Here is a 12,549-nt window from a genome sequence, read left to right as displayed (position 1 = left end):
GCGCCGGAAACGGCTGCGGAAGCCGCGCCGAAGCCGAAGAAGGCCCCGAAGCCCAAGGCGGCGCCGAAGGCCGAGGCCCCCGCGGATGCGACGCTGTTCGAACTGACGGCGCCGCTGCCGGAAGCCCCGAAGCGCAAGGGCGGATAGCGCCGTGGAGCTTTCCACCTGGCTCGCCTTCTGCGCCGCGGCGGCGGTGATGGTGCTGATCCCCGGCCCCACCATCCTGCTGGTCATCGGCCAAAGTCTTGGTGGAGGTAGCCTGGGTGGGGGGCTCCGCAACGCGCTGCCACTGGCGGCCGGGGTGGCGCTGGGCGACCTGGTGGCCATGGTGCTGTCCCTGGCCGGGCTCGGCGCGCTGCTGGCGGCCTCCGCCACGCTGTTCACCGCGGTGAAATGGGGGGGCGCGGCCTATCTGGTCTGGCTTGGCGTCCAGATGTGGCGGGCGCCGGTGACGGCGGAGGCAGCGCCACCGCTGCCACCCTCCCGCGCCTTCCGCCAGGCCTTCATCGTCACGGCGCTGAACCCCAAGGGCATCGTCTTCTTCGTGGCCTTCGTGCCGCAGTTCATCGATGCCCGGGGCGGTTTCGTGACGCAGGCCGCGATCCTGGTCGCGACCTTCGTCACCATCGCCGCCATCAATGCCCTGTCCTACGCGATGCTGGCGGGCAAGCTCTCCGGCGCGGTGCGCCGGCCTTCGGTGCGGCGGCTGCTGAACCGGGCGGGCGGTTCGGTGCTGGTGGCGGCGGGGCTGGCGGTGGCGCTCCGCCGGGCCTGACCATGGCTGGACAGCGCCCGGCGCCGCGTCCAGGATTCGGCACGGGGGAACAACGCCATGGCTGACGATTACAGCGAAACCACGCGGGATATCCGCGTCTCCGTCCGCAGCTTCTACCTGGCGGACCAGTCGGAGCCGGATCGCAGCCACTTCGTCTGGGCCTATCGCGTCACCATCGAGAATCGCGGCCGGCACACCGTGCAACTGCTCAAGCGCAGTTGGCGCATCACGGATGCCCAGGGCCGCACGCAGCAGGTGCATGGCGAAGGCGTGGTCGGCGAACAGCCGGTGCTCGAGCCCGGGCAGAACTTCGAATACACCTCCGGCACGCCGCTCTCCACGCCATCGGGCTTCATGCGCGGCGCCTACCACATGGTCGTGACGGCGACGGGAGAGGCCTTCGACGTGGCGATCCCCCCCTTCAGCCTGGACAGCCCCCACCAGCCCACCAGCCGGGTGCACTGAACCCCGCATCCCACGGTTGCGCCCCGCCCCCCGGTCGGGCATACGCAGGCCATCCCGTCGATACCGCGCGGGAGAGAGCGGGCGAATCGCCCCGGGTCATGTCCCGGACGCGATCATCACCGCCGCCGAAGGCGCAACCGGCCCCCGGAAACGCTCAGGCAGAAGGAACCGCGCGGAGAAGGGACCTCTGGAAAGCCTGCATCCCGAACGGGGTGTGGCACCGACGGAGTAAGGCACCCCCGGAACGGGTCGGGCCGAATCTCTCAGGTCACGGGACAGAGGGGGGCCACGGATCAACCCACGCCACTTCGGCGGGGGCAACGCCTGTGGGGGCACCGTGGCCGAAAACACAAGCAGCGAAACGCTGCTCGAGACTCCGTTGGCATCGCTGCATCGCGAATTGGGCGGCCGCATGGTCCCCTTCGCCGGCTATTCCATGCCCGTGCAGTATCCGCTCGGCATCATGGGGGAGCATCTGCACACCCGCGCCGCCGCCGGGCTGTTCGACGTCTCCCATATGGGCCAGGCGGAGCTGGTCGGGGAAGGCGCGGCTGCGGCGCTGGAAAAGCTGACGCCGGCGGATGTGCAGGCGCTGAAGCCTGGCCGCCAGCGCTACGGCGTGCTGATGACCGAAACGGGCGGCATCCTGGATGATTTCATGGTCGCCAATCTCGGCGACCGGCTGTTCCTGGTGCTGAACGCGTCGCGCAAGCACCTCGACATCCCCGCGATCGAGGCCGTGCTGCCGACGGGCGTCCGGCTCAACCCCCTGCCCGACCGCGCGCTGATCGCCCTGCAGGGCCCGGCTGCCGTCGCCGCCATCGCGACCCTCGCGCCCGGCATCGCGCAGCTCACCTTCATGGGCATCGGCCAGTTCACCATCGCCGGCATCCCCGCCATCGTCAGCCGCAGCGGCTACACCGGGGAGGATGGGGTCGAAGTCTCCGTCCCCGCGGACCAGGCGGAAGCCTTCGCCCGCGCCCTGCTGGCGCTGCCCGGCGTGCAGCCCGCCGGCCTCGGCGCCCGGGATTCCCTGCGGCTGGAAGCCGGCCTCTGCCTCTACGGCAACGACCTCGATGAGACGACGAGCCCGGTCGAGGCCAATCTGGTCTGGTCCATCGGCAAGCGCCGCCGCATGGCGTTCGACTTCCTCGGCGCCGAACGCGTGCGGGAGGAGCTGGACAACGGCCCGAAGCGGCTTCGCGTCGGCATCCTGCCGGAAGGCCGCCAGCCCGCCCGCGGCCACACCCCCGTCCATGCACGTGGGGGCGAGGCGGTGGGCGAGATCACCTCCGGCGGCTTCGGCCCCTCCGTCAACGGCCCCGTCGCCATGGGCTACCTGGCCCGCGCCGCCGCCACGGACAATGCACCGCTCGACCTGATGGTGCGCGGCAAGGCCCTGCCTGGCCGCGTCGCCGCCCTGCCCTTCACCCCCCACCGCTACGCCCGCTGAGAAGGACCCGGACAATGGCCGAACTGCGCTTCACCAAGGACCATGAATGGGTGCGGCTGGAGGGCGATGTCGCCACCATCGGCATCACCGACCATGCGCAGAACGCGCTGGGTGACGTCGTCTTCGTGGACCTGCCCGAGGCCGGCCGCGAGGTCGCGGAAGGCGAGGCCTGCGCCGTCGTCGAGAGCGTGAAGGCCGCCTCCGACGTCTATGCCCCCGTCGCCGGCCGCGTCGTCGAATCCAATGCCGGCGTCGCGGAGAATCCCGCGCTGATCAACAGCGACCCGACCGGCGATGGCTGGTTCTTCAAGCTGACCGCCGTGGACGAAGCCGCCATCGCCGCCCTGATGGACGAAGCCGCCTACGCCGCCTTCCTGGAGACGCTGGCATGAGCGTCCTCTCCGACCTGACCGCGCTGGAGGACAAGGGCGAATTCGCCCGGCGCCATATCGGCCCCTCCGAGGCCGAGATCGCCACGATGCTGGAGACGGTTGGCGCGGAGAGCCTGGAAGCGCTCGCCGCCCGCACCGTGCCCGCGGCCATCCGCAGCACCGCCGCGCTCCCCCTGCCGCCGCCGGCGACGGAAGCGGAAGTGATCGCGGAACTGCGTGGCCTGGCCGCGAAGAACCGCGCCGACATCAAGTCCCTGATCGGCATGGGCTACCACGGCACGCTGACGCCGCCCGTCATCCTGCGCAACGTGCTGGAGAATCCGGGCTGGTACACCGCCTACACGCCCTACCAGGCCGAACTCGCCCAGGGCCGTCTGGAAGCGCTGCTGAATTTCCAGACGCTGGTGACAGACCTCGCCGGCCTGCCCGTCGCCAACGCCTCGCTCCTCGATGAAGCGACGGCGGCGGCGGAAGCCATGGCGCTGGCCCACGCCGCGACCAAGGGCAAGTCGGACACGCTGATCATCGCGTCCGACGTCCACCCGCAGACCCGCGCGGTGGTGGAAGCGCGCGCGGAGCCGCTGGGTTTTCGCGTGACCATCGCGACCCCTGCCGAGATCGTCGCCGCGGCAGCCGCGCAAAAGCCCTTCGCGCTGCTGCTGCAATATCCCGGCACCACCGGCGAAGCCCGTGACCTGACGCGGGAAATCGCGGCGGTCCATGGCGCCGGCGGCCTCGCCATCGTGGCGGCCGATCCGCTCTCCCTCGTGCTGCTGAAGCCGCCCGGGGAGATGGGCGCCGACGTCGTCATCGGCTCCACCCAGCGCTTCGGCGTGCCGATGGGCTATGGCGGCCCGCACGCCGCCTACATGGCGGTGAAGGACGCCCATAAGCGCCTGATGCCGGGCCGCCTGGTCGGCGTTTCCCTCGACGCCGCCGGCCATCCCGCCATGCGCCTGGCCCTCCAGACGCGCGAACAGCACATCCGGCGAGAGAAGGCGACAAGCAACATCTGCACCGCGCAGGTGCTGCTGGCCGTCATGGCCTCCATGTACGCCGTCTGGCACGGCCCCGAAGGCCTGACCCGCATCGCGAAGCGCATCGCGCTGCAGGCCCGCCTGCTCGCCGGTGCCGCGAAGCGCGCGGGCTTCAAGCTGCGCCATCACGACTTCTTCGACACCATCACGATCGAAGCCGGCGCGAAGGCCGATGCGCTGATGGCCGCCGCCCTCAAGCGCGGCTTCAACCTGGCCCGCCACGCGGACCAGGGCATCGGCATCGCCCTCGATGAGACGGTGACGCGCGACGACCTGCTCGCGCTCGTTGCTGCCATCGCGGAAGCCGCCGGCACCGCGGCGCCCAGGCTGGATGCGGTGGATGCCGAAGGCGGCATCCCCGGTTCGCTGACCCGCGCCAGCGCCTTCCTGACCGCGGAGGTCTTCCGCAGCCACCACGCCGAACACGCGATGCTCCGCTACCTCAAGAAGCTGGAGGACAAGGACGTCGCGCTGAACCGCAGCATGATCCCGCTGGGGTCCTGCACCATGAAGCTGAACGCCACGGCGGAGATGATCCCCGTGACCTTCCCCGGCTTCGGCGCCATCCACCCCTTCGCGCCCGTGGACCAGGCGACGGGCTACCTGGAGATGATCAAGCGGCTGGAAGGATGGCTCTGCGCCGTCACCGGCTTCGCCGCCGTCTCCCTCCAGCCCAATGCCGGCAGCGCCGGTGAATATGCGGGGCTGCTCGCCATCCGCGCCTATCACCGCGCCCGTGGCGATACGCAGCGCGATGTCTGCCTGATCCCCTCCTCCGCCCATGGCACCAACCCCGCCTCCGCCGTCATGGCGGGGATGAAGGTCGTCGTCGTCGGCTGCGACCGGGACGGCAATGTCGATCTCGACGACCTCCGCGCCAAGGCGGACCAGCACGCGGAACGCCTCTCCGCGCTGATGGTCACCTACCCCTCGACCCATGGCGTCTTCGAGGAAGCGATCCGGGAGATCTGCGCCCTGATCCATGAGAAGGGCGGCCAGGTCTACATGGACGGCGCCAACATGAACGCGCAGGTGGGCCTGACCTCACCGGCCGCGATCGGCGCCGATGTCTGCCACCTGAACCTGCACAAGACCTTCTGCATCCCGCATGGCGGCGGCGGTCCCGGCGTCGGCCCGATCGGCGTCGCCGCGCACCTGGCGCCCTACCTGCCCTCCCACCCGCTGCTCGCGGAAGCGGGGCCGCAGGCGACCTCCCACGGGCCGGTCAGCGCCGCGCCCTTCGGCAGCGCCTCCATCCTGCCGATCTCCTACGCCTACATCCGCATGATGGGGCCGGAAGGCCTCAAGCGCGCGACGGAAGTCGCCATCCTCAACGCCAACTACATGGCGGTGAAGCTGGCGGAACACTACCCCGTGCTCTACCGCGGCCGGCAGGGCATGGTGGCGCATGAATGCATCCTGGATTGCCGCGGCTTCCAGCAGAATGGCGGCGCCTCGGTCGAGGACATCGCCAAGCGCCTGCAGGATTACGGCTTCCACGCCCCCACAATGTCCTGGCCCGTCACCGGCACGCTCATGGTGGAGCCGACGGAATCCGAGACCAAGGGCGAACTCGATCGCTTCATCGAAGCCATGGTCTCGATCCGCGCCGAAATCCGCGCCATCGAACAGGGCCGGATGGACGCGAAGGACAACCCGCTGAAGAACGCGCCCCACACCGCCGCCGAAGTCACGGCGGAGGCATGGACGCACCCCTACAGCCGCCAGCAGGCCGCCTTCCCCCTGCCCTACGTCGCCCGGCAGAAATACTGGCCGCCGGTCAAGCGCGTGGACAACGTCCACGGCGACCGCAACCTGGTCTGCACCTGCGCACCGCTGGAAGCCTACGCGCAAGCGGCGGAATAGGGGTTTCGCGGGGGCGGCGCCGGTTGCCGCAGGGAGGGCTTTGCCCTCCCCGCACCCCACCCACCAAGGGCCAGCGGGCCCTTGGAACCCATGAGATACAACGACGAAGGGGGAGGGGGCACTTCGGCCCCCTCCCCCTTCGTCGTTATGCCCGCGGTCCAGGGTCCCGCTGGACCCTGGCGGGGGGTGCAGGGGGGCAGCGCCCCCCCTGCGAGGCAACCCGCGACGACCTACGAAGGCCCCATCGCGCGCATCGCGCGGGCGCCCCAGCGCTTCGCCAGGAAGGTCACCAGCGCCACCGATCCGCCGTGCCAGATCAGCACCATCGCGGCCGCGTCCAGGTGGTGCACCAGGGACAGCCCGACGGAGGCGATGGCGGCGGCGGCGAGGCCCGCCAGCGCCGCCACGGGCCCGGGTCGCAGCGGCGCGGCGTGGCGCGTCATCCACAGCATGCCGAGGGTCAGCGGGATGCCGAAGCCGATGATGAAGCGCATGCAGCCGAAGCTGGTGCCGAGTGCCGGGAAGCCCTGGTCCACGAATTCCTGGATGCAGCCCCAGCCGAGGCCCGAGACCCAGAAGGCCGCGAAGGGCAGCGGCAGCAGCGCCCAGCGGTCGCTGCGGTCCGGCAGGGCCAGGTGGAAGGCGGCGATGGCGGCCGCCGTGCCGGTCAGCAGCGCCGCCGCCAGATTCACCTGTTCATGCATCAGCATCAGGCGCTGTTCGATGTCGTGCCGGAAGCCGGAGACCGCGACGCCGAGTGCCACCACGGCCGTCGCCATCGCCAGCCAGCCGAGTGCGGCCAGCAGCGGCGGGGCCACGCGGCGCACCGGCGTCAGCCCGGCGGAAAGCCGGCTGATCAGGTCATCGGTCCGCATCACTCATCCCCCTTCACGCCGAAGCGCTTGCGCAGCGACTGCATCGCGCGATGGGTCGCGACCTTCAAGGCACCGACGCTGAGGCCCGATCGCGCCGAGGCTTCTGCCAGCGACAGATCCTCCAGCTTCGCCAGGCGCAGCGCCGTGCGCTGGCTTTCCGGCAGCGACGATACCGCGTCGCGCAGGTTGCGCGCGGCGATCCGTTCCTCCGCCACCGGCGCGACGGAAGCAGCACCTTCCGGCAGGTCGTCGATGTTGGATTCGCGCCCCGCGCCACGGCCCCGCCGGCGCAGCCGGTCCACGGCCCGGCGCGTCGCGATGGTGGTGAGCCAGGGGCCGAAGGGGCGTTCCGGGTCGTAGGTATGGCGCAGCGCGTGGATGGTCATCAGCGCGTCCTGCACCGCGTCCTCGGCCTCCGCCGTATCGCGGATGCGGGCGCGGCACAGGCTGCGGAGCCGCGGCGTGATCTCCCGCAGCAGCGTGTCATAGGCACGGGCATCGCCGGCCTGCGCGGCGGCCAGCAGGCCACCCCAGCGGGCTTCCTGGGTCGCGCGGGTGGGGGCGGCGTCGCTCATGGGGGTGTAGCCGGCCGAGAGGCTGGCAGCGTGCATGTCACGCCTCGGCCAGGCGGGGCCAGTTCGCCGCTGCCCGCGCGATATGGCCGGGAATGTCGCGCCGCCATTGCCGTTGCACGCCCCGATCGTAGTTGAGGTAGAGCACGCCGGCTTCGATGTGCCACGCCTCCGGGTCGATATCCACCTTGTAGCCGCGGGCGACGCCGAAGGCGCAGTAGCCGCCGAAGGCGGGGGCGAAGGCGGCGGGATCGGCCTCGAACCGCGCCAGGTTGGCGGCGGAGGCGAAGTGCCAGGCGACGCCGGCGTGGTCCGCCTGGAAGGCCGCCTGGCCGCGGCGCGGCCGGCCCTCGGTGAACCAGGCGACCGGGTCATGGCCGCGCAGCGCCACGCCGCCGGCGTTGTTCACCGCGCGCACCCGCGGCGTGGCGAGGGCCGGCTGCACGAAGGGGATGACGGCCAGGGTGAAAAGGCTGCGGCGCAGCATGGCGGGGATCTTCCAATGACAAGGATGCCAGGCGCTTCGTCAGGCGCGGGCCCCTGGTTACGGCCCCTTGCGCGCCCCTGCATCCCAGCGCCACGCTGCCGCATGAATGAAACGCCCCCCTGGACCACCACGGCGTCGGAGACGCTGGTGGAGGATCGCTGGATCAAGCTGCGCGCGGACCGCCTGCGCACCCGTGCCGGCACGGAGATCGCGCCCTGGTACGTGCTGGACTACGCCGATTGGTGCTGCGCCGTGGCCATCACCCCCGATGGCCGCGTCGTGATGGTACGCCAGTGGCGCCATGGTGCGCAGGCCTGGTCGCTGGAACTGCCAGGCGGCGTGATGGACCCCGGGGATGCGGATGCCATCGCCGCCGCGCGCCGCGAATTGCGGGAGGAGACGGGCTATGACGCCCCCGAATGGCGCTTCCTGTACGCTGCCCACGCCAACCCCGCCATCCAGACCAACCGCCTGCATATCGTGCTGGGCACCGGCGCCGTACCCGTCGCCGCCGCGACGCCGGAGCCGACGGAGGAGATCGCCGTGGTGCTGATGACGGTGGAGGAGGTGCTGGCCGCGGTGGCCGGCGGCCGCATCGGGCAATCCATGCATGTGGGCGGCATCCTCGTCGCCCTCGCCGCCGCCGGGCGCATCCGGCAGGAGATCGCGTGATGAGCAGCGTGAACGTCGTCCGCCTGGCGCCGCACCACCGGGAGGCGTGGGAACGCCTCTATGCCGGCTATGCCGCCTTCTACAAGGTGGAGCAGACGCCGGAGATGCGCGCCCGCGTCTGGGGCTGGATCATGGACCCCGCGCATGAGGTGAAGGCGCTGGTGGCGGAGAACGAGTCCCGCGCGGTGCTGGGCCTCGCCCATTACCGCCCCTTCGCGCGGCCGCTTTCGGCCAGCGTCGGCGGCTACCTCGATGATCTGTTCGTGGACCCCGCCGCGCGCGGCCAGCGCGTGGCGGATGCGCTGATCGACGCGGTGGCGGAGGAAGGCCGCCAGCGCGGCTGGACCGTGATCCGCTGGATCACGGCCGACGACAACTATCGCGGCCGCGGCGTCTATGACCGCATGGCGACGCGCACGATGTGGATCACCTACGACCGCAAGCTGGGCTGAGAACGCTCCCTCCCCCGCGCATGCGGGAGAGGGCGGCGCCTCTCAGTTGCCGACGCGCACGAAGCGCAGCGGGAAGTAGTTGTCCGCCAGCTGCTGGAGCTGGATGTTGCTCCGCGCCGCCCAGATCACGGTCTGCTGGTGCAGCGGCAGGTGGCCCACCGCATCGGTGTGGATCTTCAGCGCTTCCTCGATCATCGCCTGGCGCGCCTGCGGGTTGGTCTCCACCGCCATGCTCGTCACCAGTTCATCGAAGCGGGCATTGCTGAAGCCGCCCACGTTGAACAGCCCGCGGTCGCCCCGGCGCGACGCCATCAGGTTGAAGAAGGCGTTGTGGGCGTCATAGGTGTTGGGTGTCCAGCCCAGCATGTAGAAGCTGGTGTTGTAGCGCGGGCCCAGGATCTCCGCGAAGTAGCGGGCGCGGGTCTGCGCGTTCAGCGTGACGCGCACGCCGATGCGCGCCAGCATGGAGACCACGGCCGTGCAGATCGCCTCATCATTCACGTAGCGGTCGTTCGGGCAGTCCAGCGTCACGCCGAAGCCCTGGGGATAGCCGGCTTCCGCCAGCAGCCGCCGCGCCAGGTCCGGGTTGTAGGCCGCCACCTGGTCGCCGGCCGTGGTGTGGCCGTTCACCCCCGGCCCGATCATCAGCCCCGTCGGCCGCGCCTGGCCGCGCATCACGGTCCGCACGATGGCCGCGCGGTCGATCGCGTGGTTGAAGGCCTGCCGCACGCGGATGTCCTGGAACGGGTTGCGCCCCCGCACATCGGATTTCAGCAGTTCCGGCCGCATCTGGTCGAAGCCGAGGTAGATGGTCCGCAGTTCCGCCTGCTGGTGCACGCGGATGTTGGGCGTGCGGGACAGGCGGTCCGTGTCCTGCGGCGGCACGGTATAGACCATGTCCACCTCCCCGCTCAGCAGGGCGGCGATGCGCGTCGCGTCATTGGCGATGACGTTGAACTCGACGCGGGTCAGGTTGTGTTCCGGCCGGTCCCACCAGCCCGGATTCGGCGCCAGCACCGTGCGGCGGTCGGGCTCCCGCGACACCAGGCGGAAGGGGCCGGTGCCCATGGCGTTGCGGGTCGCGAAATTCTCGGCGCCCGTGGTCAGGTCGGCGCTGCGCGTCGCGTTGTTCGCCTCCGCCCAGCGGCGGGACATCATGCCGATGCCGGTGATCTCCTCCAGGAAGATCGGGTTCGGCGCATGGGTTTCCACATCCACCGTATGGTCGTCGACGCGCCGCGCTTCCTTCACGCTGGCGAGCGACCCGCCCACATTCGATCCCTGCGCCTTCGCCCGCACGATGGAGAACACGACATCATCCGCCGTGAAGGGCGTGCCATCCGTGAAGGTAACGCCGCGGCGGAGGTGGAAGCGCCACACAGTCGGCGCGGTCTGCTCCCAGCGCTCGGCCAGCGAGGCTTCGACCTGCAGCTGCCGGTTCCGCCGGACCAGCGGCTCATACACATTCTGCATGAAGCTCAGCAGGAAGGTCTCCTGCCGGGCATAGGGATCCATGGAGTTCACATCACCGTCATTGGCCCAGCGGAACAGATTGGCCTGGGCCGGCGGCGCGGCGAAAGCGGTCGCCGCAAACAGGGCGGCCGCCAGGAAACTGCGCTTCATGTTGCTTCTCCGACATGATGTTGCGGCTAAGTTATCCCGCGCCAGGGCCGGCGACCAGCGCGCACGGCTTGAAGAGACGAAACCGCCACGCCATTAATGTCGTTAACGTTATGTAAGGGCAAAGCCATGGGTCGTTTCATCATCGCCCGCAACAGCGCGATCAACCCGCTGACCGCGCTGAGCAGCATGGAGAATACGTCGCTCCGCACGTTGAACACCGGCACCTTCATCGTGGACGGCACGCTGGGCGGACGCCCGGGGAGCATCGAGATCTATGGCATCGGCTTCGGGGCCAACGGGCAGAACCTCCTCCAGCCCAATGGCGGCGCCATCGTCACCAGGGTCTATGTGGTCGTCGACGGGGTCCGGCTGGTCGACATCAGCGATGTCAGCATCAATGGCAACAACCTCTATCGATGGCTGGCGCTGGGCGACGGCAACGCCTTCGACGCCGCCATCATGTCGGGACCGTCGGAGGTGCGCCTGTCGGACTTCAGTGAGGCCCAGGGCGGCCGCGAAGGCCACGACAGCATGTTCGGCTACGGGGGCAACGACACGCTGCAGGGCGATTCGGAAAACGACAGCCTCTGGGGCGGCGATGGCGATGACGTCCTGACCGGCGGCACGGGCAATGATCTGGTGCTGGGGGAGGCAGGCTTCGACGTCGCGCGCTTCGTCGTCGGCCGTGCCAGTGCGGAGTGGGCGCTGCTCGCCGATGGATCCTGGCGCGTCACCGCCAGCACCGAAGGCACCGACATCATCAGCGGGATCGAGCGGATCGACTTCATCGGCACCTCCGTCATGCTGGGCAACACCGCCCGTCCTCGGGACCTGAATGGCGACGGGCGGGCTGACCTGGCGTGGCGGGGCGCCGATGGCACGGTCGCGCTCTGGACGATGAGCAACCTGTCGATCACCGGTGGCGGCACGGTCGCGCGGGTCGGCAGTGACTGGACGCTGCTGGGCCTGGCGGAGACGGACAGCAATGGCCGCGCCGACCTCGTGTGGCTGTCCAACGCCGGCGCGATCCAGGTCTGGAGCATGAACGGCACCAGCGTCGGCCTCGCCAACGTCCCGGGATCGCGGCCTCTCGGCACCACCTTCCAGGGCATGGCCGACATGACCGGGGACGGCAACGCGGACCTGCTGTGGCGCGACCTGTCGACGGGTGCGGTCAGCATGCAGCGCCTCGACGGCGTCTATGGCGTCAGCGGCTCGCGCAGCGTCGGCACGGTGACGACGGACTGGACCATCGCCGGCCTCGGCGACTTCAACGCCGATGGCCGCGCGGACATCCTGTGGCGCGGGGCGGCCGGGCAGGTCGTTGTCTGGGCGATGGATGGCAACACTGTCATCGGCGGCGGGCAGGTGGCGAATGTCGGGCTGGACTGGCAGGTCCGCGGCCTGGCCGACTTCAACGCCGATGGCCGCGCCGACATGGTCTGGCGCAACAGCACCACGGGCGATGTCGTGGTCTGGCTGATGAATGGCACCTCCATCATCGGTGGCGGCGCGGTCGCGCAGGTTGAGACGTCCTGGAACATCCGCGCGGTGGGCGACGTGAACGGCGATGGCCGCGCGGACCTGATCTGGCGCAGCGGTGGCGGCACGGTGGTGAACTGGTTCATGGATGGCGCGACGGTCCGCGGCGGCGGCGTGGTGCTGGATGTCAGCACCGATTGGCAGATGGTCTGACGCCAGGCGTATCCGCCGATCCTGGAACTGCGGGAGGAGGGGGCCGAAAGGCCCCCTCATCGTTTCGGCCTGTGCGCCGGGGAAGGGCAGCGATGTGAGCCCCCAGCGGCGGGCACGACCAGCGGCGGGCACGAAAAAAGGGGGCCTTGCGGCCCCCTTCTGTCATGACCAGTCGATGAAAGGGG

Annotated in this window: 12 protein-coding genes and 2 riboswitches; of the genes, 8 read left to right on the top strand and 4 right to left on the bottom strand. The window is 70.2% G+C overall.

Annotated features, from left to right (window positions below; translation table 11 throughout):
• The first annotated feature begins 151 nt into the window (after nucleotides 1-151).
• The 5 genes from BM041_RS04085 (at nucleotide 152) to gcvP (ending at nucleotide 5,988) form a co-directional block, all read left to right on the top strand.
• Nucleotides 152-775, top strand: a complete 624-nt coding sequence (locus tag BM041_RS04085) for a LysE family translocator (RefSeq protein WP_092955806.1) — start codon at nucleotides 152-154, stop codon at nucleotides 773-775.
• A 57-nt stretch (nucleotides 776-832) separates the two neighbouring features.
• On the top strand, nucleotides 833-1,240 hold the full coding sequence (apaG, locus tag BM041_RS04080) for a Co2+/Mg2+ efflux protein ApaG (protein WP_092955803.1): 408 nt from the start codon (nucleotides 833-835) through the stop codon (nucleotides 1,238-1,240).
• 58 nt (nucleotides 1,241-1,298) lie between these two features.
• A riboswitch (glycine riboswitch) is annotated at nucleotides 1,299-1,421 on the top strand.
• Nucleotides 1,422-1,529: riboswitch (glycine riboswitch) on the top strand.
• Nucleotides 1,530-1,577: 48 nt separating this feature from the next.
• Nucleotides 1,578-2,693 carry a glycine cleavage system aminomethyltransferase GcvT gene (gene gcvT, locus BM041_RS04075; RefSeq protein ID WP_281244497.1) on the top strand — a complete coding sequence of 372 codons (1,116 nt, stop codon included), beginning with the start codon at nucleotides 1,578-1,580 and terminating at the stop codon, nucleotides 2,691-2,693.
• Between the two features lie 14 nt (nucleotides 2,694-2,707).
• Nucleotides 2,708-3,085: a glycine cleavage system protein GcvH gene (gene gcvH, locus BM041_RS04070; protein ID WP_092955800.1), complete on the top strand. Its 378-nt coding sequence runs from the start codon at nucleotides 2,708-2,710 to the stop codon at nucleotides 3,083-3,085.
• Nucleotides 3,082-5,988, top strand: coding sequence for an aminomethyl-transferring glycine dehydrogenase (gene gcvP / locus BM041_RS04065; protein WP_092955797.1), 2,907 nt, complete (start codon nucleotides 3,082-3,084; stop codon nucleotides 5,986-5,988). Before gcvH ends, gcvP begins: the two co-directional genes overlap by 4 nt.
• Before the next feature lie 230 nt (nucleotides 5,989-6,218).
• On the opposite strand, the gene BM041_RS04060 is transcribed toward gcvP, so the two are convergent.
• Genes BM041_RS04060 through BM041_RS04050 form a run of 3 tightly spaced genes read right to left on the bottom strand, consistent with a single transcriptional unit; the run spans nucleotide 6,219 to nucleotide 7,922 of the window.
• Complete coding sequence (locus BM041_RS04060; RefSeq protein WP_092955794.1) at nucleotides 6,219-6,863, bottom strand: NrsF family protein; 645 nt, start codon at nucleotides 6,861-6,863, stop codon at nucleotides 6,219-6,221.
• Nucleotides 6,863-7,438 carry an RNA polymerase sigma factor gene (locus tag BM041_RS04055; protein ID WP_217648606.1) on the bottom strand — a complete coding sequence of 192 codons (576 nt, stop codon included), beginning with the start codon at nucleotides 7,436-7,438 and terminating at the stop codon, nucleotides 6,863-6,865. Before BM041_RS04055 ends, BM041_RS04060 begins: the two co-directional genes overlap by 1 nt.
• A gap of 37 nt (nucleotides 7,439-7,475) precedes the next feature.
• A complete protein-coding gene (locus tag BM041_RS04050) occupies nucleotides 7,476-7,922 on the bottom strand; it encodes a YHS domain-containing (seleno)protein (protein ID WP_092957458.1) in 447 nt (148 codons plus the stop codon).
• A 102-nt stretch (nucleotides 7,923-8,024) separates the two neighbouring features.
• On the opposite strand from BM041_RS04050, the gene BM041_RS04045 reads away from it, so the two are divergent.
• Together BM041_RS04045 and BM041_RS04040 are read left to right on the top strand one after the other, a co-directional pair.
• A complete protein-coding gene (locus BM041_RS04045; protein WP_217648605.1) occupies nucleotides 8,025-8,594 on the top strand; it encodes an NUDIX hydrolase in 570 nt (189 codons plus the stop codon).
• Complete coding sequence (locus BM041_RS04040; protein ID WP_092955788.1) at nucleotides 8,594-9,046, top strand: GNAT family N-acetyltransferase; 453 nt, start codon at nucleotides 8,594-8,596, stop codon at nucleotides 9,044-9,046. Before BM041_RS04045 ends, BM041_RS04040 begins: the two co-directional genes overlap by 1 nt.
• Before the next feature lie 42 nt (nucleotides 9,047-9,088).
• Here BM041_RS04040 and BM041_RS04035 read toward each other — a convergent pair whose 3' ends face one another.
• The gene (locus BM041_RS04035) at nucleotides 9,089-10,669 is read right to left on the bottom strand and encodes an ABC transporter substrate-binding protein (RefSeq protein ID WP_092955785.1); all 1,581 of its coding nucleotides are present in this window, start codon (nucleotides 10,667-10,669) and stop codon (nucleotides 9,089-9,091) included.
• 126 nt (nucleotides 10,670-10,795) lie between these two features.
• Between BM041_RS04035 and BM041_RS04030 the strand changes: the two genes are divergently transcribed.
• A complete protein-coding gene (locus BM041_RS04030; protein WP_175533719.1) occupies nucleotides 10,796-12,364 on the top strand; it encodes an FG-GAP-like repeat-containing protein in 1,569 nt (522 codons plus the stop codon).
• The last annotated feature ends 185 nt before the right edge of the window (nucleotides 12,365-12,549 follow it).

Source organism: Falsiroseomonas stagni DSM 19981 (assembly GCF_900114315.1).
In the GTDB taxonomy this organism is placed as follows: Bacteria; Pseudomonadota; Alphaproteobacteria; order Acetobacterales; family Acetobacteraceae; genus Falsiroseomonas; species Falsiroseomonas stagni.
This window is presented reverse-complemented; position numbering and strand designations above follow the sequence as displayed.